Genomic DNA, 24064 nt, shown 5'->3' on the forward strand with positions numbered 1-24064 from the left:
GCTAAACGTTTACACTCGAGTCAGCCGTTATCGTAACAACTTTTTTGTACATATGACAAAAAAGTTGGAAAGAAAACGAATGTCTCCTTCCAACTTTTTTATGGGCTGGTTTGATTTTGTCTTAGCTGTTAATCTTCGCAAGGATCGCATTCCACGCTTCATCTTTTCCCTTTTTTGTTTCCGAAGAGAAAAGGATGAATTCATCCGATGGGACAATGTCCAGCGTCTGTTTGACGACTTTCGCATGTTTCTCCCATTTGCCTTTTGGAATTTTATCCGCCTTTGTCGCAATGACAATCACGGGTAAATCATAATACTTAAGGAATTCATACATGTTTACATCATCTACTGATGGCTTATGACGTAAATCCACAATTTGCACCACAGCTTTTAGTTCTTCACGCATTGTGAGGTATGTTTCAATCATTCTTCCCCAAGCTTCACGCTCTGTTTTTGACACTTTGGCAAAGCCATAGCCTGGAACATCCACAAAGTGGAGCATATCATTAATAATGTAAAAATTGAGCGTTTGTGTCTTTCCCGGTTTAGAAGATGTACGTGCTAAGTTTTTACGATTGATTAATGAATTAATAAACGAGGACTTCCCAACATTTGACCGTCCTGCAAGAGCGATTTCAGGCAGTCCACCACTTGGGTATTGCTCTGGTTTTACCGCACTAATGACGATATCTGATTTTGTTACTTTCATCTTCCCTCTCCCACTAACGCTTTCTCAAGTACCTCATCTAGATGCGAGACCGGAATAAATGTTAAACCTTCTCGCACACTTTCAGGGATATCCTCAATATCCTTCTCGTTATCCTTTGGAAGAATAATGGTTTTAAGCCCTGCTCGATGTGCACCTAGTGCTTTTTCTTTTAATCCGCCAATCGGAAGGACTCTTCCTCTTAGCGTAATTTCTCCTGTCATTCCGACCTCTTTTGAAACAGGTCGCCCCGTGAGTGCTGATACAAGAGCCGTCGCAATGGTAATACCAGCTGATGGACCGTCCTTTGGAACCGCACCTTCTGGAACATGGATATGAATATCATGTTTTTCGTTAAAATCAGGATCAATATTCAGTTCATCTGCCCTTGAACGGATATAACTGAATGCTGCCTGTGCTGACTCTCTCATGACATCACCAAGCTTACCGGTTAACAGAAGCTTACCTTTACCTGGTGAGAGCGATACTTCAATGGATAAGGTATCTCCACCCACTGTGGTATACGCAAGTCCTGTGACAACCCCCACTTGATCTGACGTTTCAGCCTGTCCATAGCGATAGAGTCTTTTGCCGAGATATTGAGATACGTTCTTTTCTGTAATAGTGATTCGTTTGCGGTCCTCTGTCACAATAATTCTTGCCGCTTTTCGGCAAATGGCTGCAAGCTGACGTTCTAGTCCGCGTACACCTGCTTCTCTTGTGTAATAACGAATGATATCATAAATCGCCGCTTCACGAAGCTGCAAATTCGCTTTCTTTAATCCATGCTCCTTTAGTTGCTTTGGCAGAAGATGATCTTTCACAATCTCTGCTTTTTCAACCTCTGTATACCCTGCAATCGTGATAATCTCCATTCTATCACGAAGTGGACCCGGAATAGTTGCTAGATTGTTGGCAGTAGCGATAAATAACACTTGAGACAGATCAAATGTTTCTTCAATGTAATGATCACTAAAGTTATGGTTTTGCTCTGGGTCTAACACTTCAAGCATGGCAGAAGAAGGATCTCCTCTAAAGTCAGATGACATCTTATCAATTTCATCTAAGAGAAACACCGGATTCATCGTTCCAGCTTTACTCATTCCACGTATAATGCGTCCTGGCATCGCACCTACATACGTTCTTCTATGACCCCGAATCTCTGATTCATCACGCACACCACCGAGAGAAATACGGATAAACTTTCGATCAAGTGATTTTGCAATCGATTTAGCAAGTGACGTTTTCCCAACACCTGGAGGTCCTGCCAAGCAAAGAATGGGTCCTTTTAATGAATTCGTTAATTTCTGAACAGCGAGATATTCAAGCACACGTTCTTTGACTTTTTCTAACCCATGATGCTCATCATCTAAAATCTTGCTCGCAAGCTTTAAGTCAAGACGGTCTTTAGTATATATCCCCCACGGAAGGTTGATGAGCCAATCAATATAATTTCGGATTACAGAGCTCTCTGCAGAGCTTGAAGGGATTTTTTCATAACGATTTAATTCTTTTATTGCCGTCTCACGTACAGAATCCGGCATGCTGGATTGTTCGATTTTTGACATTAACGTACTGACTTCGCCTGTTTTCCCTTCTTTGTCTCCCAGTTCTTTTTGAATGGCTTTCATTTGTTCACGCAAATAATACTCTTTTTGCGTTCTTTCCATTGAACGTTTGACCCTCTGTCCAATTTTCTTTTCAATCTCAAGCACTTCTTTTTCATTGTGAATGAGGTTAATTACTCGATTTAACCGTTTTTTAACATCTACTGTTTCAAGTACCTCTTGTTTGTCCTTTAGTTTCAAAGGCAAGTGAGAAGCAACGATGTCTGCCATTCTTCCTGGTTCTTCAATATCAGTCACCGTTGCATACGTTTCAGCTGAGATTTTTTTTGAAATTTTTATGTACTGATCGAAGTGATCTAACAATGTACGCATGAGGGCTTCTGCTTCTGCGTCCTTTATTTCTTCTTCTGCCAATTCTTTAATATCAACCGATGTATAATCCTCTAACTCAACGTATGATTCGATCTGTGCTCGATTTAAACCTTCAACAAGCACTCGAATCGTTCCGTTTGGCAACTTGAGCATTTGTTTTATTTTTGTATAGGTGCCGATTTTGAAAATTTCTTCTTCACCTGGTTCATCTATTGAAATTTCCCGCTGAGTTGCTAGAAAAATCATATGATCGTTCATCATTGCCTGCTCTAATGCTTGAACAGACTTCTCCCGTCCAACGTCTAAATGCAAGACCATTGTCGGATAGACAAGTAAACCTCGCAAAGGAAGGAGCGGAACATTCTTTTTGATTTCATCTGCCATGTTGATTGACACCTCCGTCACTAGTATGAATCATTATAATATACCTGTTTCAGTCTTGTACAATGTAAAAGACCTGAGAAATGGTAACCTTACCGTAGTATACCCTTTCTTTTTCTCTTGAAAAAGAAAAAAGTTGATTTCACTAAAAAATCCCCATATGTGATGGGGATTAAACAGATTTTCTTCTCATTTCTTCTTCCAATCCATCTTTCTTCTCGTCTGGTGGGTTCACCAAACATTGATCTAGCACCTCTTGGAAATGCTTCACAGGTACAATGGTGACGCCTTCAATCTCTTTTAAGATTGATTGCTGGTTGTCATAAGGGATAATCACTGTTTTTGCTCCAGCTTGTTTTGCTGCTTTAATCTTTGGTATCACACCACCGATCGGCTTCACCTGACCTTGCAAACCAATTTCACCAGTCATAGCTGTTAGATGATCAACAGGGATTTGGTGGATGGCAGAGAATATAGCTGTCGCCATTGCAATTCCAGCAGACGGTCCATCAATGGGGGCACCGCCTGGAAAATTAATGTGGATATCATACTCATGTGTACGAATGCCTAAAGTCCTAAGCACTGTTAATACATTTTCTACAGACCCTTTGGCCATACTTTTTCGTCTTATTGATTTCGACTGATTTCCAATACTTTCTTCTTCCGCGATACCTGTGATATTGATACTACCTTTTTCAAGTGCCTTACAAATATTCACTTCAATCTCAAGCAGTGCCCCGCTGTTTGGTCCATATACAGCTAGACCATTGACAACGCCGACCTTTGGTTTTTCCGGTACTTTTTGTTCATATCTTGGAGTTAGCTGACTTGAATGAATCACCCATTCTACATCAGCCATTGTAATTTCTTTACGGTTTTCAGTGACAGCCATTCCAGCAGCAATTTGCACCATATTGACCGCTTCACGTCCATTTTTCACATAGGAAGTTAAGAGGTTAAGTCCTTCATCGCATAATTCCTTTTCGATTTTTTGGAGAGCCTTCGCTGCTACAATTTTCAGCTCATGCTGATCGAGATCCTTAAAGAAGATTTCCAAACATCTTGATCTAATGGCTGGCGGTATCTCATCTGGCGTTCTCGTGGTGGCCCCAATCAATCTAAAATCAGCAGGCAGTCCATTTTGAAAAATGTCATGAATATGATTAGGAATTTGTGTATTTTCTTCACTATAATAGGCACTGTCTAGAAACACCTTACGATCCTCGAGCACTTTGAGCATTTTGTTCATCTGGATCGGATGCAGTTCACCAATTTCATCAATAAACAGGACACCACCATGAGCATGTGTCACCGCCCCTTGCTTTGGTTGCGGAATTCCCGCTTGACCCATTGCCCCTGCGCCTTGGTAAATGGGGTCATGAACTGAGCCGATCAGTGGGTCTGCAATACCTCGTTCATCAAAGCGAGCCGTTGTCGCATCCAACTCTACAAACACTGCGTCCTTTTTAAACGGCGAATCGGCGTGTCGCTTCGCCTCTTCCATTACAAGACGGGCAGCAGCTGTTTTCCCAACACCTGGAGGTCCATAAATGATGACATGCTGCGGGTTGGGACCGCATAAAGCCGCTTTTAACGCACGAATTCCATCTTCTTGACCGACAATATCTTGAAACCCCTTTGGCCGGACTCTCTCTGACAAAGGCTCACTCAACTTAATGGAACGCATCTTTCTGAGTGCTTCCATTTCTTTCTTTGATTCTTTGTCTATCGTCACCTTTTGTGTTCGCTGATTACGTAGTAAGTTCCAAAAGTACAGCCCGATGACGATACCAAAAAACAGCTGTATAAATAATACGATTCCTGTCCAGCTCAATCGGTGCTCCCTCCTTCATCTATCTTATGTATTGGCTTCTGTCTGCTAGTATTTCCTAGAGCTGGACGGAATAAACACTTCTTGCTCAATAAATCAAAAACTCCTGAATCAAAAGGATTCAGGAGTTTTGACTTCTCTTATGCAGATGTTTTTGTATCTTTATTTACGACCGTACCGTCCTTTAAGACAAGACGTGGAGGCTCACCATCCGTCACCGTTGCACCAGTAATGACACATTTTTCAATATCATCACGAGATGGCAAGTCAAACATTACATCAAGCATGATGCCTTCAATGATCGAACGTAGTCCACGAGCTCCTGTCTTACGTTCAATTGCTTTTTTTGCAATCTCACTTAGGGCATCTTCTTCAAACTCAAGCTCAACACCGTCAAGCTCCAGCATCTTTGTATATTGCTTGACTAGAGCATTTTTAGGTTTTGTCAGGATTTCAATGAGAGCCTGCTCATCTAACGGCTCTAAGCTTGCAATGACCGGCAGACGACCGATGAATTCCGGAATTAAACCGAAGCGAAGCAAGTCTTCCGGCAATACTTTTGATAGAAGTACTTCTTTTTCAAGATCTTCTACTTTATTGTCCGCACCGAATCCAATGACTTTTTGACCTAGACGACGCTTAATGATTTGTTCGATGCCGTCAAAAGCTCCACCACAAATGAAAAGGATATTTGTCGTATCAATTTGAATGAACTCCTGATGAGGGTGCTTACGTCCACCTTGAGGCGGAACACTAGCTACTGTTCCTTCAAGAATCTTCAAAAGGGCTTGCTGCACACCTTCTCCAGACACATCACGAGTGATAGAAGGGTTTTCTGATTTTCTAGCTACTTTATCAATCTCATCGATGTAGATAATACCTTTTTCAGCTTTTTCTACATCGTAATCCGCTGCTTGAATCAGTTTGAGCAAGATATTCTCAACATCTTCACCAACGTAACCTGCCTCAGTCAGTGACGTTGCATCAGCAATCGCAAATGGAACGTTTAAAATACGAGCAAGCGTTTGAGCAAGTAATGTTTTACCGCTTCCTGTTGGTCCAATCATGGAAATGTTACTTTTAGAAAGCTCAACATCATCAATCTTGCTATTGGAATTAATCCGTTTATAGTGGTTATAAACTGCTACAGCTAAAGATTTTTTTGCATTGTCTTGTCCGATGACATATTCATCAAGAATTTCCCGAATTTCATGAGGCTTCGGAACATCCTTGAATTCAACTTCTTCCTCAGTACCGAGCTCTTCTTCAACTATTTCCGTGCAAAGCTCGATACATTCATCACATATATATACACCAGGTCCTGCGACCAGTTTACGCACTTGATCTTGCGTTTTTCCGCAAAACGAGCATTTTAATTGACCTTTTTCCTCGTTGAATTTAAACATTCTTTCACCCCTTATTCTTCTTCACTTGCATGTAGCAACATTCAGCTACCTTTCTGGGTCCAGTATGTATGCATTTTACCATACTTTCCTAAAAGACGGTAATGATGTGTTCGAACAATGGACATTGAGATATGTATGACAGAAAGATCGACTTACTTTATCGTTTCCAAAAGAAGCGATGATAAGTCTAAAATTGTACAAAACAAGGCACGAGTCACTCGCGCCCTGTTTTATTATTATGCACCATACTAACGGTTTTCTACAAGAAAATCAATTGCTTTACGAATTTTTAAATCTTCTTTCATTGCGTCAGTAGACCCAATCGCTTGTTTAATATTTTCAACTGGCATGTTGTATGCTTCAGCCATTTTCGAAAGTTCTTCTTCTACTTCTTCATCAGAAACTTGAATGTTTTCAGTAGCAGCAATCGCTTCAAGCGTTAGGTTTGACTTCACGCGTTTTGCAGCATCTTCTTTCATTTGCTCTTTAAGCGCATCTTCGTCTTGTCCAGAGAATTGGAAGTAAAGCTCAAGGTTCATTCCCTGCATTTGTAGACGTTGTTCAAATTCTTTCATCATGCGATCTAGCTCTGTATCAATCATTGATTGTGGAATGTCAACTTCCGCATTTTCAGAAGCTTTCGCTACTAACTCTTCACGAAGTTTTGCTTCTGCTTCGTTTTCTTTTGCATCTTCAAGACGTTTCTTTGTTTTTTCAGTTAACTCAGCAAGTGTTTCCACTTCTTCATCAACATCTTTTGCAAATTCATCATCAAGTGCTGGAAGTTCTTTTGCTTTAATTTCATGAATTTTCACTTTGAAGACAGCTGGCTTACCTGCAAGTTCTTCAGCATGATATTCTTCTGGAAACGTCACTTCTACGTCTTTTTCAGCTCCAGCTTCAAGACCTACTAACTGTTCTTCGAAACCAGGAATGAATGAACCAGATCCTATTTCAAGAGAGTAGTTTTCAGCTTTTCCGCCTTCGAAAGCTTCTCCATCGACGAATCCTTCGAAATCAAGAACAACTGTATCACCGTTTTCAATTGCGCCTTCTTCTTTTACAACAAGCTCAGCTTGTCGATGTTGCATTGCTTTTAATTCTTCTTGTACATCTTCATCAGTGACAGTTGTGTCGTCTTTTTCAACGTTCAGACCTTTGTAGTCACCAAGTTTTACTTCAGGCTTCACAGTAACTTTCGCTGTGAAGATTAGGTTTTCACCTTTTTCGATTTTCTCAACATCGATTTCAGGGCGGTCAACTGGCTCAATACCAGCTTCATCGATTGCTTTTGGATATTCAACTGGAAGAAGAATATCTAGTGCATCTTGATAAAGAGATTCTACACCAAAGCGCTGCTCGAAAAGACCGCGTGGCACTTTCCCTTTACGGAATCCAGGGATAGATACTTGCTTCACGACTTTCTTAAATGCATCATCAAGTGCTTTGTTAAATGTTTCAGCGTCAACTTCTACAGTTAAGACACCTTCGTTACCTTCTTGTTTTTCCCATTTTACTGACATGTGTGTTTCCCTCCAAAAATCTATTCAGATTGTGCGTTGTTACATTCTAAAGCATCGTAAAGACTTCGTCCAATCAAAAACCACGCACTCCGCTAAAGCAGCGGTATTATGTATACAACATTTTAATTGATTATACATATCGTCTTTCAACAAATTGGAATCGTACAACTGCACTATAGTAAGCACAAATACAACCATTATATTATAACATAACAAGTCGGTCTTTCAACTAAATCGGCAAATTACAAATAAGAAATTTCTTCAATATCTTTCAGCATTGTACATGCTTCTTTTAGCTCTCGCTCGTTAAATTCATACAAAAGATGCAATTCCTTCGGGTCAATTTCAATACCGTGCATTTCATAGCCGACTTTGTGAAGTGCCGCCGCCCAAAGATTCGGATCTGTATATTTAGGAAGAAAAGGATAGAGCACAAACAAATGACGGCGCCACAACTCTTGTACCCCTTGATAGAGGGTTGGATTTTCATTTCCAAGCGTGTCATCTAAAATGCGAAGCACTTGCTGAAGAAGCGGCATTTGCTCTGGCGTCACAGCCTCAGAAGGAATTAACGTCATAGAATCACCAAATTTGGTCACATGAACGGGCTTTGCAAAGTCATGATCTGACAAAAGTTGCAAAATCAATGATTTCACAACAGGGTTTCCGTCAGGTTTTTGTAAAATCGTGTTTAATAACCCAATGTGTGGTGTAATATTACGGTCTTTTAATGAATGTATAAAATGCACTTGCTCGTCTGGTCGTTCTAACATTTCATCTATATTGATTTCTTCACTGCCACTTTCATCTTCATCTAGGATTTCTTCAGGCGACTCGATCATCTTTCTGCTAAATTCAAGCAATTTATAAAAATGCTCCGCACTTTCTGCTGGAAGATGATTTTCTTCAAGTACAGCTTCAATCGTTTGTTTGACTATCTCGTATTCTTTTAACTGAATTAAGATGGTCATATACACTTGAAGAACAGTGAAGTAGTGTCCATATCCTTCATTTAACATCTTTTCACAGACGCGTTTTGCATCCTGCAGCTCACCTAGCTCTAGAAAACAAATGGCCATCCCTAAGTGGATATCGGATTCTTCATCGTCATCATATGATTTCGCTTCTGAAAACAATTGAAGCGCCTCTTGATACTGTTTTTCTTTTAATGCTGCCATTCCTTTTTCAATTAGTCTTTCTTTCAGACCAGGAAATAAAATGACATTATCTTTCTTCTTGTCATGCTTCATGCTTACGTTCCTTTCGGGCGCATATTTTTTATCAGTTTACCAACGAAGGTTAGTAAACACAAGTAACGAGAGGTTTTCATGTAAAAAAAGAAGCCGTCACACCTCGGGCGGACAGCTTCCTTTTGTTTATGCGCGTAGCCAGTTGCTACGCTTTTGTTCAAATGCGTGGATTTCATCTTCTAATAGTAAAGTTAATGAGATTTCATCATAGCCATTGAGGAGCATTTCTCTCCAGTGAGAATCCACTTCAAAAGGTGTGATATGACCTTCATGATCTTGAATTTGTTGCTTTTCTAAATCAACTGTCATTTCATATCCTTTATTCTCATATTTCTCAACGAATGTCTTCCAAACATCATAATCAAGACGAATTGGGAGCATTCCATTTTTAAAGCAGTTTTGATGAAAAATATCTGCAAATGACGGAGCGATGATTATTTTTATGCCATAATCATCAAGTGCCCAAGGTGCATGTTCTCGGGACGAACCACAGCCGAAATTCTCTCCTGCAATCAAAATGGATGCTCCTTCATATATTGACTGATTGAGCTCAAAGTCAGGATTCGGGCTTCCGTCCGCTAAATAACGCCAGTCAAAAAAAGCAAAACGACCATATCCTGTTCGTTCGATTCTTTTCAAAAATTGCTTCGGTATAATTTGATCCGTGTCTACATTAATGCGGTTAAGCACAGCGACTTTTCCTTTATGAGTGACTAAAGGCTCCATCCATGACAACTCCTTACACGACTGTTTTCTCTTGATTAAACTTTCTCACATCGACAAATCGGCCATGTATCGCAGCCATTGCAGCCATTAATGGGCTGACAAGATGCGTTCTTGCACCCTTCCCTTGACGTCCTTCAAAGTTACGGTTTGACGTGGACGCGCAGCGTTCGCCTGCTGGCACGACATCATTGTTCATACTCAAACACATACTGCACCCAGATTCTCTCCATTCAAAGCCTGCTTCAAGGAAGATTTTATGAAGGCCTTCTTTCTCCGCTTGCAGTTTGACACTTTGGGAACCAGGAACAACAATGGCTCTTACATGATCAGCTACTTTTTGTCCTTCGATCATAGAGGCTGCTTGGCGTAAATCGGTCATTCTTGAATTCGTACAAGAGCCGATAAAGACATGATCAATGGTAATGTCTTCGATGCGCTGATGCGGTTTGACACCCATGTATTCATAAGCACGGAGCGCTTCTTTTTGATCATCTTCTTGTTCAAAGTCTTCTGGCCCTGGGATTTCAGCGTCCACAGGCAATACCATACCTGGGTTAATTCCCCAAGTCACCATTGGCGAGATGGTATTTCCATCTAAAACAATGGTTTTATCATAGGTTGCACCAGGGTCTGTTCTAAGTTCTTTCCATTCTTCAATGGCCGCTTCGAAATCTTCGCCTTGCGGTGCATATTTACGCCCGCGGCAATATTCAAATGTCACTTCGTCCGGTGCAATTAAACCTGCTCTTGCACCTGCTTCAATGGACATATTACAAACCGTCATCCGCTCATCCATCGTCATGTTTCTGAATACTTCCCCTGTGTATTCAATGACATAACCAGAACCGAATTTGACGCCGTGTGCCCCAATGATGGCTAAAATGACATCTTTGGCCGTTACCCCTTTTTGCAGCTTTCCGTCTACTCTAATTTCTAGTGTTTTCGGACGCTTCTGCCAAAGTGTTTGTGTAGATAACACGTGTTCAACCTCACTTGTGCCTATTCCAAAGGCAAGTGCGCCAAACGCACCGTGGGTCGATGTATGACTATCTCCGCAAACAATTGTTTTGCCCGGAAGTGTTAAACCAAGCTCTGGTCCAATTACGTGGACAATCCCTTGATCTACACTGTGGAGATCAGCTAGACGGACACCAAATTCAGCACAATTGCGTTCTAATGCACTTACTTGTTTTTTCGCAATCTCATCTTTGATCACAAATCGATTGACAGTCGGGATGTTGTGATCCATTGTCGCAAATGTGTTTTGAGGTCTTCTCACCTTGCGCCCCTTTTGTCTTAATCCTTCAAATGCTTGAGGTGACGTTACTTCATGCACCAAGTGCAGATCAATATATAAAAGGTCTGGTTTTCCCTCGCCATTTTTGACAACATGCTGATCCCAAATTTTTTCGATAATTGTTCGAGGCATAACCCTTTTCCTCCCTCTACCTAATTCAACAAGATTCCTTTTTATACAATTGTTTTCGCACGTTGTTTTAGTTCGTCAACAACTGCTATCGTGATATCATCTGTCGTTTGATACGTTCCCTCTTTTGATGTTAAATCTCTTGTTCGTTTATCAGAAGCAAGCACAGCTTCCACTGCTGCTTCTATCGTAGCTGCTTCTTCTTCTAATGCAAAAGATGTTCTAAGCAAGCTTGCTGCTGACAAAATGGTTGCCAGAGGGTTTGCGACGTTTTGCCCTGCAATATCGGGTGCTGAACCATGAATCGGCTCATATAAATGGAGTCCTGTGCTTGATAGACTAGCAGAAGGTAGCATGCCGATTGAGCCTGTCATCATAGAGGCTTCATCACTTAATATGTCGCCAAACATATTCTCTGTGACAATCACATCAAATTGAGCCGGCTTATAGATGAGCTGCATCGCCGCATTATCAACAAGCATGTGCTCGTATGTGACTTCTGGGAATTGTAAAGCAACCTCTTCTACTGCATCGCGCCATAGCTTACTAGAAGCGAGCACATTTGCTTTATCAACAGAAGTGACCTTTTTACGTCTAGATAAAGCCATTTCAAACGCTACTTTTAAAACGCGGACAATCTCTTCCTTTGTATAAAGCAGCGTATCAACTGCTGCTTCTTTTCCTTCATCGTTGGTATAACGCTCACTTGGTTCGCCAAAATAGAGGCCTCCAGTTAATTCGCGAACAATGACAAAATCAACGCCATTGATATGTTGTTGCTTTAATGGTGAAGCCGCTGCCAAGCTATCAAATACTTTGACAGGGCGAATGTTTGCAAATAAGTCTAATTGTTTGCGAATGGCGAGCAATCCTTTTTCTGGTCGAAGTTCTGGGGGATTTTGATCCCATTTTGGTCCACCAACTGCTCCTAATAAGATCGCATCTGCGTTTTTGCACACATCTACTGTTTCCTGAGGTAGCGGGTTATTTTTCTCATCAATCGCTATACCACCAATCAACGCTGTTTCAAATTCAAGTTCGTGCTCAAATTGAGCCGCTGTTTCTTTTAAAACAGCTACCGCCGACTTGACTACTTCCGGTCCGATTCCATCGCCGGGCAAAAGTGCAATTTTCTTTTTCAATAGAACCATCCTCCTTTCCTATAAAATCGCATGATGTTTTTCTATTTCGATAAGATTTGATTTAAAGATGAGATGCCTGTTCACTGCATTGACGTATGCTTTAGCTGATGCTTCCAGTACATCCTGTGCAACGCCGCGTCCTGCTGTTTCTTTTCCTTCTATTGCAACAGTGACATATACTTCTGCAAGTGCATCTCTTCCTTTTCCGTTTGATTGAATTCGGTAGTCTAGCAAATGGATTCTTTCTTCCATGCAACGCTCTAATGTATTGTATACAGCCTCTACACTGCCGGCACCTGTGGCTGCTTCTTGTATGCCTTCCTGCGTTTCTTGATTTTTTAGAGAAACGGTCGCCGTCGGCATTTGCTCTGTGCCATAGTGTACTTGAAGACTTTCAAATTCATATCCAATTTTCCGATCTGCTACTTTTTCTTCTAATATAATCGAAATCAAATCGTCATCTGTGATCTCTTTCTTTTTCTCCGTCAAGTTCTTGAATGTTTCAAAGAATTTATTAATTTCTTCATCAGTCAGTTTAAAGCCGAGTGTTGTGAGGCGATCTTTAAACGCATGTCTTCCGGAGTGTTTCCCAAGGACAAGAACATCTGTTGTCACGCCTACAAGCTCTGGAGAAATAATTTCATAGGTTGTTTTTTCTTTGAGGAAGCCATCTTGGTGAATACCTGATTCATGTGCAAATGCGTTGTTTCCCACGATTGCTTTGTTACGCGGCACAATCATTCCAGAGTATTTGCTCACTATATCACTTGTACGCTTAATTTCATTCAGTTGAATCGTTGATTCGACCTGATAAAAATCTTTTCGAATATGAAGTGCTACTGCAATTTCTTCTAAAGCGGCATTTCCTGCACGCTCTCCAATTCCATTCACAGCTGTTTCAATTTGATCTGCACCATTTTCGATGGCTGCAAGTGAGTTTGCCACAGCCATCCCAAGGTCATCATGACAATGTGCTGACAAATTCACGCGATCGATATTCGGAACGTGTTCTTTCATATATTTAAAAATATTCCCGTACTCTTTTGGTGCTAGATAACCAACTGTATCAGGCAAGTTAACCACACTTGCACCCGCATCAATGACCTTCTCCACAATTTCTGCTAAGAAAGCAAGGTCTGTACGGCATGCATCTTCTGCTGACCACTGGACTACTGGGAAACGTTCCTTTGCGTATTTCACCATAGAGACAGCCTGTTCTACGACTTCCTCACGTGTTTTCTTTAATTTATGCTTCAAGTGGATATCAGAGGTGGCAATAAAGACGTGAATTCTTGGGTCAACGCCATCTTTTAATGCTTCCCATGCTGCATCAATGTCACCTTTTACACAGCGAGCAAGACCTGCTACAGAACAGTTTTGAATCGTTCTTGCAATTTCTTGTACGCCTAAGAAATCCCCTCGGGATGAAGCGGGAAATCCCGCTTCAATGATATTGATCCCAAGGCGCTCAAGCTGCTTTGCAATAATTCGTTTTTCTTGCGCATTTAAGTTCACTCCTGGTGATTGCTCTCCATCTCGAAGTGTTGTGTCAAAGAAATTAATTTTCCGCACCGACGCTCACCGCTTCCTTTTTCTTTCCTTGTTTAACGAAGGGCATCATTTCACGAAGCTTTCTTCCGACGATTTCAATTTGGTGCTCGTTTTCACTTGCATTGATTGCATGAAAACGTGGACGATTTACTTGGTTTTCTACAATCCACTCTTTTGCAAATGTACCATTTTGGATGTCAGTCAAGACGGCTTTCATTGATTCTTTTACTTTCTCATCAACTATACGTGGTCCTGATACGAAGTCACCCCATTGCGCTGTATCAGAGATGGAATATCTCATGCCTTCTAATCCTTCTTCATACATTAAGTCAACGATCAGCTTTAACTCATGAAGACACTCGAAATATGCAAGCTCTGGCTGATAACCCGCTTCTGTTAACGTTTCGAAACCTGCTTTGACTAATGAAGTAAGACCTCCACAAAGAACTGCTTGCTCACCGAATAGGTCCGTTTCAGTTTCTTCTTTAAATGTCGTCTCAAGAACGCCTGCTCTTGCTCCGCCGATCGCTTTTGCATACGCAAGTGCTTTATCTTTCGCTTGACCAGTCACATCTTGGTAGATCGCAAATAGGGCAGGTACACCAGCACCTTGTTCATATGTTCTTCTAACAAGGTGTCCTGGACCTTTTGGCGCAACGAGAAACACGTCGACATCACTTGGCGGAACGATTTGATGGAAATGTACGTTAAATCCGTGTGCGAAAACAAGTGAGTTCCCTGGTTCTAATTGATCTTTGATTTCTTCGTCATAGACTTTCTTTTGCTGTTCGTCTGGAAGTAATACCATAACCACATCTGCTTGAGCTGCTGCTTCTTTGACTGTGAAGACTTGATGCCCGTCTTCCACAGCTTTTGTATAAGATCCCCCTTTTCTAACACCTACGATGACATCTACGCCGCTTTCTTTTAAGTTGAGTGCGTGTGCATGACCTTGTGAACCATATCCAATAATTGCAACCTTTTGACCATTTAATGCGTTTTCTTGAATATCACCGTTATAATAGACTTTTACCATTTGACTCTCTCCTTTTTGTTTAGACAATTGAAATTGTTTTATTTGTTTGTGGCTTTTGCTGATTATCTCTCGCAAAGGCCGTTGTGCCAGTTCTGGCGATTTCTTTAATGCCATATGGCTTAAGCAGCTCAATGAGTGCTTCAATTTTAGAAGACTCACCTGTCACCTGAATGACAACACTCTCTCTGCTCACATCTACAATTGAAGCTCTAAAGGGTTCAATAACCCCTGTGATCTCCATTCTAGATGCCGGTGCAGATACGACTTTTATCAAAGCCAGCTCTCGCTGAACGATTGATTGATTTGTAATGTCTGTTACTTTGAGGACATCAATCTGTTTGTTTAGCTGTTTTGTCAGCTGTTCGATGTCTTTTTCTTGGTCTACATGGACGACGAACGTGATGCGTGATACATCTTGAATCTCAGAATGGCCGACCGTAATGCTTTCAATGTTGTAGTGTCTTTTTGTAAAAAGGCCTGTGATTCTGTTGAGTACACCTGATCGATTTAATACAGTCAACACAATAATTCTTTTCAAGGTTTCACCCCCACCATCTCATGAAGTCCTTTCCCTGGCGCTACCATTGGGAATACTTTTTCATCTCTTGCGACATTGACATCGATGAAAACAGGCTCTCTAGAGGTTAACGCTTCTTCAAGCATTTCCTTCGCCTCTTTGTCTGAAGAGATTCTGATTCCTTTAATGCCATAGGCTTCAGATAATTTCACGAAGTCTGGCTGCTCTGAAAATTTAGAATACGAGTAGCGCTCTTCGTAAAAAATTTCTTGCCATTGTCTGACCATTCCAAGACTATGATTGTTCAAAACAATCACTTTGATTGGAAGATTTAGCTCACGGATAACGGCAAGTTCCTGAAGGGTCATTTGGAAACCTCCGTCTCCTAAAATCGCCACAACGGTCGCCTGTTGATCAGCTAGTTGTGCACCAATGGCCGCCGGTAATCCAAAGCCCATTGTGCCAAGTCCGCCAGATGTCACCCATTTATCTGCATTTTCAAATGGATAGAATTGAGCGGTCCACATTTGATGCTGACCGACATCTGTTGCAACGATGGCTTCACCTTTCGTGAATTGATGAATATATTCAATCAGCTTTTGAGGTTTAAAGCCTTCTTCCTCATTTTCAACATACCAAAGTGGATATTCTTCCTTCCATCTGTTTAATTGCATCTTCCACTCATCTGATTCCCCTTGTTTCCCGTCCTGCTTAATCAATTCCTTCAGGACAAGCTTGCTATCTCCCACAACCGGAATATGCGTGTGAATATTCTTGCCAATTTCTGCTGGGTCGATGTCGATATGAGCCACCTTCGCATGCTTTGCAAAATGATTCAGGTTGCCAGTTACCCTGTCATCAAATCTGGCTCCGATTGAAATGAGTAGGTCACATTGATGAAGCGCCATGTTCGCTGCATAAGTGCCATGCATACCAGCCATCCCGAGAAATAGAGGATGCTTTGCTGGGAATCCGCCTAGTCCAAGCAGCGTATGAGCGACAGGAATTTGCTGTTGTTCAGCATATTTCCTTAATTCCTCTGACGCTTTACCATGAAGAACACCGGCTCCTGCGAGAATCACTGGCTTTTTCGCTCTACTCACAGCTTCAACTAGTTTGCGGATTTGCAAATAGTTCGGCTCAATTTTTGGCTGATAACCAGGTAAATTAATCGGCTGATCGTATTCAAAAGTTCCTTCAATGCCTGCAACGTCTTTCGGGATATCAATCAATACCGGACCCGGTCTGCCTGTTGTGGCAATGTGGAACGCTTCTTTAATGACACCCGGTAATTCCTCTGGGCGCCTTACTTGATAACTGTGTTTTGTGATTGGCATCGTAATCCCAAGCACATCTGCCTCCTGGAAGGCGTCTGATCCAATGACTGAGGTGGCAACTTGCCCTGTGAATACAACAAGCGGAAGTGAATCAATCATCGCATCTGCAATACCTGTGACAAGATTTGTTGCTCCAGGTCCAGAAGTTGCAATCACAACGCCCGGTTTACCAGACACTCTTGCATATCCTTCAGCCGCGTGAATGGCTCCTTGTTCATGTCTTGGCAACACATGAAATAAACCAGAATCATAAATTTTATCGTAGATCGGTAATACAGCTCCGCCTGGATATCCAAATATGACTTCTACTTTTTCTCTTTTGAGCGCTTCAATTAACATAAGTGCACCATTCATAATTTGCGGTGCTGTTGACTTTTCCGTCTCCACTTGTACATTTGTCCCCATTTGATTTCCTCCTCTTTGTCTTGCTTCAGTCAAGTCCTTTCACCCTTTTCTTTTCAAGATAGAGATATGAGACCATATAAAAAAGCCTTCTCTCCCCACAATGACACTACTTTTCACTAGGTCAAAGGGGCGAAAAAGCTCTTTTTTTCGCGGTACCACCCTTGTTCACGGCATTCAACCTGCCGTCTCATGGACATCTTTCATCCATTTTGGTAACGAGTGAAGCCACTTCACTCGGCCCGCCCTACTATCATTTCAAGCAGACACTCAGAGGTGAGTTCACTTTAGAAAGTAACACCGGTTTTCAGCTAGCACCGGCTCTCTGTAGATACTGACTCTAAAGCTACTAGTCCTCTTCAACGTTTATTGATATCTATTTAGCTTGCATGAATGTTATCATTGGTAATGCCTTCAAGTCTTGCCTTTTTTATAAATTAACACGCATTGTCCACACCACGTATCCTTGGTCGTTCAGACTCACAACGGTCTTATCGGCTTTGATTCGAACAAGAATGTTATTGAAATCGTTAAATGATTTTACTGTTGTTCCTCTTTTTCACGAGTTCATCGTTTAAAAAGATCCACTGTTCCTTTTGGTCTTCCATTTCGATGAGCACCCTCTCTTTCAAACGAAAAGTAGTTGAATTTTCAGACACTTCCTTTAAAGTGTCCCACGTTTGTTCTGCATGTTTGTTTAGCTTTTGTTGAACCCATCTTACGCCGCTTTCCATACAGTGTCAACAGCATTTTTAAAATTATTAGACAATTTAGACTAATCAAACTAAAATGTATACGCTTACACCTTTGCTAGACAAGGAATGAAAAAACTTAAAATTTTTTGTATGTTTTCTTTAATTTATTTACTTTACATGAACGGTTTTATTTTGAACAAACTTTTGTGATATTTTTTCACATTCTTTTTCAAACACTATATAAGGTTTGCTGATCTTTATATTTTTCGTTTGGAATGCCTTTCTAAAGTGTTTTCCAGTGGGTATATGATAAAATGAGAGCATCTTATAGAAGGAGGACAATTCATGGCTCATATCAAAGGTTATATCGGAACATATACAAAGGGAGACAGTAGAGGAATCTATTCTTTTACATTAAATACCGACAAACAGCAGATTGAGCAAGTAGAAGTAGTAGCTGAACTCGAAAACCCTACATATTTAACTGTATCAAATGATCAAAAGTTTGTGTATACCGTTGTGAAAAAAGGAACGCAAGGCGGTCTTGCTGCGTATCAAATTGATCCATCAACTGGTGCACTCACTTTCATCAATGAAGAACTCGCCGATGGCGCTTCTCCTTGTCACGTAAGCGTTGACAGTCAAACAAAAACTGCTTTTACAGCGAATTATCATAAAGGAACAGCAGAAATGTATGAAATCCATGCAGAAAATGGATCTATTGTCCGTACTCTTTCACAGGCACAGCATGAAGGAACTGGACCAAATCAAGACCGTCAGGAAAAAGCACATACGCACTATTTTGGTCTGACGCCAGATGAAAAATATGCAGTAGCCGTTGACCTTGGAACCGATACGATTTATACGTATACAAAGAAAAATGGCAAACTAGAGCTTGTTCATTCATTTCAAGCGAAACCAGGCAGCGGACCGCGCCATATCTCGTTCCACCCAACCAAACCAGTGGCTTATGTCATGACAGAGCTTAGCTCAGAGATCATCGTACTTTGTTACTTTGAAGATGGACATTTCGAAGAAGTCCAAACCATCTCGACCATTCCAAGTGACTTGACAAAGAATAACCAAGGCAGCGCCATCCATGTATCATCAGATGGTCAATTCGTTTACGCAGGAAATCGTGGCCATGACAGCATCGCTGTGTTCAAAATAGACGCTGACGGGCAATTAAGGCTTGTAGAAATAACTTCTTCTGAAGGAAACTGGCCTAGAGACTTTGTGCTTGATCCGACGGAATCGTTCCTAGTAGGTTCAAACCAAGAATCTAGCAACCTTGTTTTATACAAACGTGACAAAGAAACAGGTCGATTAACTGTCTTGCAATCTGACATTACCGTTCCTCATCCAGTTTGCGTGAAATTCTTAGGATAAATCAAAAAGCCTCCACATTAGGAGGCTTTGCCATCGTCAAGCTTTTGATCAATAACAGATGTATCTATTCTTTCACCAAACCACTTCGACAGTCTGTCCTTTGCTTTTCCTTTCACATCGTCATCAATGTACATCGCTACCTGAAGCAAAGCAAATGTAATAGCTCCTAAATCATCTGTATAGCCGACACCTACGAGTGTATCAGGAATAAGATCAATTGGAAGAATAAAATATCCAAGTGCCCCAACGATTAATGTCTTCGCTTTAACGGGCACTTCTGGCTTTTGTAGTGTATAGTAAAGTAGTAGCACAGCATACACAAGAGATACGCCAGCTTTTTGTGCCGTTTTTTTTAATTTATCCCAAAAGGCATGATCTTGATAGTACTTTTTCGATCGCTTTAATAGTTCTTTTTTCTCTGAACGTTTCATCTTGTCACCTCCATATTTAGTCCTAACTCTTGATTTAGTTATACAAGAAATCTCCTCATTCGACAAACAAAAAGCAGCAGAAAGCTGCTGCATTCTACTGCTCTTTGTAAAACTTTTCAATCGCTTTGTCAATATAAACCCATCCTTTATAAGATACATGAATCGTATCTTTAAAGAAATATGGATCATATTCATGTGAAGTCAAATCCGCTACTTCATACCCATTCTCTCTAATTTGACGATTGATTCTTTTATAGTACGCTGTACGTCCCTCTTTCGGAAAACCTGTGTAATCATACCACTTTCCATTCACAGGTATCGTAACAAACAAAGGCTTCGCCCCAGCCTGCTTTAAAATATCCAACATCAACTGAAAATCTTTGTATTCAGGTGATTCTCCATAGGAATAGCCTTCACGAGAGTCTTTCAACTTTTTCATGATCGGCTTCAACTTGTGATCAAACAGTTTCTGATCGATATAAAACGGGTTGTCCCCTGCTTTCTCTGCCCCTAATACACTGGCTTCTCTTTCAAGTTCAGTCCAAGACTTCCCTTTGACTGAAGGAGACGGACGTAAAGTGCGTTCATGTCCTGAACCAATGGTATAATACATGTCTTTCTTTTGGAGCATGCCATAATAAAGCTTCGCAACAGGAGAAATGGCTCTGAAAGCCAGCTTATTCCCCGATAGTTCTGCTTTAAAAAGTTCTGTGATCACCATGTCGTTCTTCACTGCTTTATACTTCATGATTCTTTTCATCAGCTCTTTTTTCACTTTCGGATCGATGTCCTTGTTATAGGCAAGGTCAAGCGCTTGAAGTGCTGAATAGTTTGGAGCAAAGTGGCTTTCGTCAGATCCCCATTTCACAAACCACTGCGGGGACAAGATAAATACAAGTTTCCTCCCTTTTAATTCATCTATATGTGCTGCGAAATTCATCGCATGAATTAATGACTGAGACCCACCCTTTCCAATTAAATACGGTGTAAACCCTTGAGGATTTTCATGAAAGAAATTTGAAGGGTGATATGGATCAAAACGTGATAATTCAGATGACCCATAGATCGGCAAATATGTCGGATCTTTTAGCATTTTCTCTTGTAAATAAAGGCCTTGAAACATCTCTGGGTCTAATTCTGTCGCTGACTTTTGTAATTTGTCTTTTGGGATAAGATGCGAGAGCCATGCATTTGGCACAAGAAGAACACCAATGAATAGAACAGCCGCTAAAATAAGCGGCCCAAAAAAACGCTTTTTCATTACTTCATCTCTGCCAACTGCTCAGCAATGTGATTCGGTGTATCCCACACATCACGATCGAACTCTGTAATCGGAACAGCAATACCTAACTGATTTTCAATCGCCATCAAAAGTTCCACTGTACCAAATGAATCAAGAAGACCTTCTTCAAAAATCGCAATCTCTGGATTTTCCTTTACAACTTCATCCTGACAAACCTCTGCAATAATATCAAAAACCTGATGTTTAAATTCCATTATTTTCTACTCCCTTAATCATTAATGATGAAATGGTTTTCCAGAAAAAATATAAAAGCCGAAACAAATCACATGGAATGTAATAATGATAGACACAACGGTTGTGACTTTATTATCAGGCCACCATTTGTGCTTTTTATTCCATGTCTCAAATAAATTGTAACCGGACATGACGACAGCATGATATAGTCCGTAAATAATATATTGGAGTGCGAGTCCATGCCATGCACCCATCAATAGAAAGAGGACAAAATAACCAATATTGGACACAGCCATACGGTTCTGTATCCACTTCTTTTTCGTCATTAAAAACACAAACCTCATAAACACATAGTCTCTGAACCAGAAGGACAAGGACATATGCCAACGATTCCAAAAATCTTTAATATTCCGGCTGATAAACGGCTTATTAAAGTTTTCAGGTGATTTAATGCCCATGATATAACTTACACCTACGGCAAACGCCGTATATCCAGCAAAGTCAAAGAACAAATACATGCTGTAAGCATACATATACATCAGCTGCTGTACAAAGTGATTGCTGCTAATATGATGAATATTGATCAGAATATACGTATGAATCAAATAACCAACAATGAATTTATATAAGAATCCGATAAAAATCTTATGAATCCCTGCATATAGAAGATCACTGTACGCTTCCTTTGCAGGCGGTGTTTCCATGTCCTTTTCAAAACGTCGATAGCGATCAATAGGACCTGATGAAATCGTCGGGAAAAAGACAATGAAATAAACTAAGCGATGAATCGGTATTTTCTTTTTAATTAAGCCATCTCTTGTCTCAATAATTAACTGAACACCTTTAAATGTTAAGTAAGAGATCCCTAAAAAGCTCAGCCAGTTCATTGGCGGCGGGTGATGCGGATGATAAGTTAAAAAGAACGGTAAGATTTTTGATAACACAAGTGGCAAAATGGATGCCAACACTGCAAAATAAAAAACGTACGCCTCATTCGCTTTTAGACGATAAGCGAGATACAGCCGAATGATGATAACTTGCCAAACCGTGAACATGAGAAGTAGCAAGGCACCATGTGCGTCTTTTGAAAAAATGAGTGCCAATGCGACAACAGTCGCAAACATATTATAACCCTGCATTCTTTTGCCGCAAAGACCAAGAATCACCGTCGGCAAAAGAAGGATACCTATGAGAATGAAAAAGAAGAACGAACTAAACGGAATCATAGGAGAACCTCTTTCGCTATTCTCTTACGGTCAACCTTCCCGTTCGGTGTCATGTAAAGCTGCTCAAGGTAGACAAACTTTCTAGGAATCATGTACGCCGGCAGCGAACCCGCCATTTCTTTCTTAATTGCACTTGTCAGCTGAAACTCTTTTTCAAATGAATGTTCAGTTGGGACAATGGCTGCAATTAAATACTCGACATAACCGTTTGGCTGAAACGGTACTATCACGCAAGCATTCACATAGGTTGTCTGGCTCACATGATACTCGATTTCTTCAAGCTCCATTCGGTAGCCGTGCAGCTTGATTTGATAATCAAGCCGGCCATGACAAGAGATTAATCCATCCTGCTTCACACCTGCATCACCTGTCCGATATGCAGGACGTCCTTCGTATTCAAAGAACACTTTATCTGTCAACGCTTGTTCACCTAAATAGCCTTTGCTGACACTTGGTCCTACAATGACAATTTCACCTTTTTCTCCATCCGAGAGCGTCTGACCTTTTTCATCTAAAATGACAATGTCTGTATCAGACTTGGCGTAGCCAACTGGTAAAGAATCATGTTGATCAAGTAGGTCTTTTGTGACTTCAATCGACGTTATCGCAACCGTTGCTTCAGTTGGTCCGTACGTATTGAAGACTTGTGCTTGTGGGAAACGCTCAATAAGTGCGCTGGCTACAGACACAGGAAGCGCCTCACCGCAGAATAAAAATACTTTCAACTTTGGCAAAAGTTCTCCTGTAAAGGATGGGTCCATTAAGCACATCTGGACAAAAGAAGGCGTCGATGTCCACACCTCAACGTCAGATTGACCAAGTGCTTCAAACATATCCTTCGGACGATTGACCAAATCCTTCACTAAACAGTAAAGTGTCCCACCCGATTGAAGAGACGGATATACATCCATCACTGATAAGTCAAAAGAAAATGGTGCTTGATTTAAAAAGGTGCGCCCCTCACCAAGAGGAAAATCCTTGCACATCCATTGTGTAAAGCTTTCTAAATTATTGGCTGTCACCTGAACGCCTTTAGGCTTACCGGTGCTACCTGAAGTATAAATGATATAAAAGACATCATCTCCCTGAACCCACTGTGATGATGGCGGTGCTTCTTTTCTAAGCGATAAAAGCGCTGACGCACTTTTCACTTGAATATGTTCTTCAAGACCAAGGTCTGTATGCTCATTCGCACAAATCAATAGACTGGCTTTTGAGCTTTCAATAATCGAGACGATACGCTCTACAGGAATTGAGATATCGACTGGAATGTAAGGTCTGCCTGTTTTGACACTTCCTAAGAAAGAAATCAGCATCTCTGGCTCCATATGACCATAAACAATAACAGGTGCGTTGTCACTTGCAATCTCATCAATGGCTCCAGCCATTTGATCTGATAAACGCCAAAGCTCATCGTATGTGATGGAAGCATTTTGAGAAATAAATGCTGGCTGTGTCGATTTCGTTTGTTGATACTCATGAATCGTTTGTAATAGTTTCATAGTTTAATCTCCAATTAAAAATCGTTGTAAATGAATGATCCCGTATTTGCTGTATGGAATCCGTAAATAAAAAACAATAATAGCAAAATAAGTAAGTAAAAGCTTGTATATCCTATCCATTTTACAGACTTATTTTCTGATAGCTTTTTGAATAGCATACTAATAACCCC

21 protein-coding genes and 1 other annotated feature are annotated in these 24064 nt (G+C 40.8%); of the genes, 1 reads left to right on the plus strand and 20 read right to left on the minus strand.

The window, feature by feature from the left end:
- Positions 1 to 121 precede the first annotated feature (121 nt).
- From yihA to ACIQCE_RS12615, 14 genes are all read right to left on the minus strand, one after another.
- Complete coding sequence (gene yihA, locus ACIQCE_RS12550; RefSeq protein WP_400495272.1) at positions 122 to 709, minus strand: ribosome biogenesis GTP-binding protein YihA/YsxC; 588 nt, start codon at positions 707 to 709, stop codon at positions 122 to 124.
- A complete protein-coding gene (gene lon / locus ACIQCE_RS12555) occupies positions 706 to 3030 on the minus strand; it encodes an endopeptidase La (protein ID WP_400495273.1) in 2325 nt (774 codons plus the stop codon). The genes yihA and lon overlap by 4 nt, the downstream gene beginning before the upstream one ends.
- A gap of 169 nt (positions 3031 to 3199) precedes the next feature.
- Positions 3200 to 4861 (minus strand): ATP-dependent protease LonB, encoded by a 1662-nt coding sequence (gene lonB / locus ACIQCE_RS12560; protein ID WP_400495274.1) that lies wholly within the window; start codon positions 4859 to 4861, stop codon positions 3200 to 3202.
- A 137-nt stretch (positions 4862 to 4998) separates the two neighbouring features.
- Positions 4999 to 6264, minus strand: coding sequence for an ATP-dependent protease ATP-binding subunit ClpX (clpX, locus tag ACIQCE_RS12565; protein WP_353855045.1), 1266 nt, complete (start codon positions 6262 to 6264; stop codon positions 4999 to 5001).
- A gap of 248 nt (positions 6265 to 6512) precedes the next feature.
- Positions 6513 to 7787, minus strand: a complete 1275-nt coding sequence (tig, locus tag ACIQCE_RS12570) for a trigger factor (protein WP_400495276.1) — start codon at positions 7785 to 7787, stop codon at positions 6513 to 6515.
- A gap of 242 nt (positions 7788 to 8029) precedes the next feature.
- Positions 8030 to 9037: a DNA damage checkpoint antagonist DdcA gene (gene ddcA / locus ACIQCE_RS12575; RefSeq protein ID WP_400495277.1), complete on the minus strand. Its 1008-nt coding sequence runs from the start codon at positions 9035 to 9037 to the stop codon at positions 8030 to 8032.
- 126 nt (positions 9038 to 9163) lie between these two features.
- Entirely contained in the window at positions 9164 to 9763 is a 600-nt protein-coding gene (gene leuD / locus ACIQCE_RS12580; protein ID WP_400495278.1) for a 3-isopropylmalate dehydratase small subunit, read from the minus strand.
- A 13-nt stretch (positions 9764 to 9776) separates the two neighbouring features.
- Entirely contained in the window at positions 9777 to 11192 is a 1416-nt protein-coding gene (leuC, locus tag ACIQCE_RS12585; protein ID WP_400495280.1) for a 3-isopropylmalate dehydratase large subunit, read from the minus strand.
- A 41-nt stretch (positions 11193 to 11233) separates the two neighbouring features.
- Positions 11234 to 12331, minus strand: a complete 1098-nt coding sequence (gene leuB / locus ACIQCE_RS12590; protein WP_400495281.1) for a 3-isopropylmalate dehydrogenase — start codon at positions 12329 to 12331, stop codon at positions 11234 to 11236.
- Between the two features lie 18 nt (positions 12332 to 12349).
- Positions 12350 to 13903, minus strand: coding sequence for a 2-isopropylmalate synthase (locus tag ACIQCE_RS12595; protein WP_400495282.1), 1554 nt, complete (start codon positions 13901 to 13903; stop codon positions 12350 to 12352).
- Positions 13890 to 14945: a ketol-acid reductoisomerase gene (gene ilvC, locus ACIQCE_RS12600; RefSeq protein WP_483861791.1), complete on the minus strand. Its 1056-nt coding sequence runs from the start codon at positions 14943 to 14945 to the stop codon at positions 13890 to 13892. Before ilvC ends, ACIQCE_RS12595 begins: the two co-directional genes overlap by 14 nt.
- Entirely contained in the window at positions 14938 to 15456 is a 519-nt protein-coding gene (gene ilvN, locus ACIQCE_RS12605; RefSeq protein WP_400495283.1) for an acetolactate synthase small subunit, read from the minus strand. The genes ilvC and ilvN overlap by 8 nt, the downstream gene beginning before the upstream one ends.
- Positions 15453 to 17177: an acetolactate synthase large subunit gene (gene ilvB, locus ACIQCE_RS12610; RefSeq protein ID WP_400495284.1), complete on the minus strand. Its 1725-nt coding sequence runs from the start codon at positions 17175 to 17177 to the stop codon at positions 15453 to 15455. The genes ilvN and ilvB overlap by 4 nt, the downstream gene beginning before the upstream one ends.
- Positions 17178 to 17299: 122 nt before the next feature.
- Positions 17300 to 17546 (minus strand) — a binding site (T-box leader).
- Positions 17547 to 17704: 158 nt separating this feature from the next.
- Positions 17705 to 17908, minus strand: a complete 204-nt coding sequence (locus ACIQCE_RS12615) for a hypothetical protein (protein WP_400495285.1) — start codon at positions 17906 to 17908, stop codon at positions 17705 to 17707.
- A 306-nt stretch (positions 17909 to 18214) separates the two neighbouring features.
- Between ACIQCE_RS12615 and ACIQCE_RS12620 the strand changes: the two genes are divergently transcribed.
- Positions 18215 to 19258: a lactonase family protein gene (locus tag ACIQCE_RS12620; RefSeq protein WP_400495286.1), complete on the plus strand. Its 1044-nt coding sequence runs from the start codon at positions 18215 to 18217 to the stop codon at positions 19256 to 19258.
- A 17-nt stretch (positions 19259 to 19275) separates the two neighbouring features.
- Here the strand turns inward: ACIQCE_RS12620 and ACIQCE_RS12625 are convergent, their stop codons facing one another.
- The 6 genes from ACIQCE_RS12625 to ACIQCE_RS12650 form a co-directional block, all read right to left on the minus strand.
- Positions 19276 to 19689, minus strand: coding sequence for a YkvA family protein (locus ACIQCE_RS12625; protein WP_353855034.1), 414 nt, complete (start codon positions 19687 to 19689; stop codon positions 19276 to 19278).
- A gap of 94 nt (positions 19690 to 19783) precedes the next feature.
- A complete protein-coding gene (dltD, locus tag ACIQCE_RS12630; RefSeq protein ID WP_400495287.1) occupies positions 19784 to 20950 on the minus strand; it encodes a D-alanyl-lipoteichoic acid biosynthesis protein DltD in 1167 nt (388 codons plus the stop codon).
- A complete protein-coding gene (gene dltC / locus ACIQCE_RS12635; protein ID WP_400495288.1) occupies positions 20950 to 21186 on the minus strand; it encodes a D-alanine--poly(phosphoribitol) ligase subunit 2 in 237 nt (78 codons plus the stop codon). The genes dltD and dltC overlap by 1 nt, the downstream gene beginning before the upstream one ends.
- Positions 21187 to 21207: 21 nt before the next feature.
- Complete coding sequence (dltB, locus tag ACIQCE_RS12640) at positions 21208 to 22392, minus strand: D-alanyl-lipoteichoic acid biosynthesis protein DltB (RefSeq protein ID WP_400495289.1); 1185 nt, start codon at positions 22390 to 22392, stop codon at positions 21208 to 21210.
- Positions 22389 to 23894, minus strand: a complete 1506-nt coding sequence (gene dltA / locus ACIQCE_RS12645; RefSeq protein ID WP_400495290.1) for a D-alanine--poly(phosphoribitol) ligase subunit DltA — start codon at positions 23892 to 23894, stop codon at positions 22389 to 22391. The genes dltB and dltA overlap by 4 nt, the downstream gene beginning before the upstream one ends.
- Positions 23895 to 23908: 14 nt before the next feature.
- Positions 23909 to 24058 carry a teichoic acid D-Ala incorporation-associated protein DltX gene (locus ACIQCE_RS12650; RefSeq protein ID WP_400495344.1) on the minus strand — a complete coding sequence of 50 codons (150 nt, stop codon included), beginning with the start codon at positions 24056 to 24058 and terminating at the stop codon, positions 23909 to 23911.
- Positions 24059 to 24064 lie beyond the last annotated feature (6 nt).

The sequence above is a fragment of the Bacillus sp. NPDC093026 genome (genome assembly GCF_044754665.1).
GTDB classification, from domain to species: Bacteria; Bacillota; Bacilli; order Bacillales; family Bacillaceae; genus Bacillus; species Bacillus maqinnsis.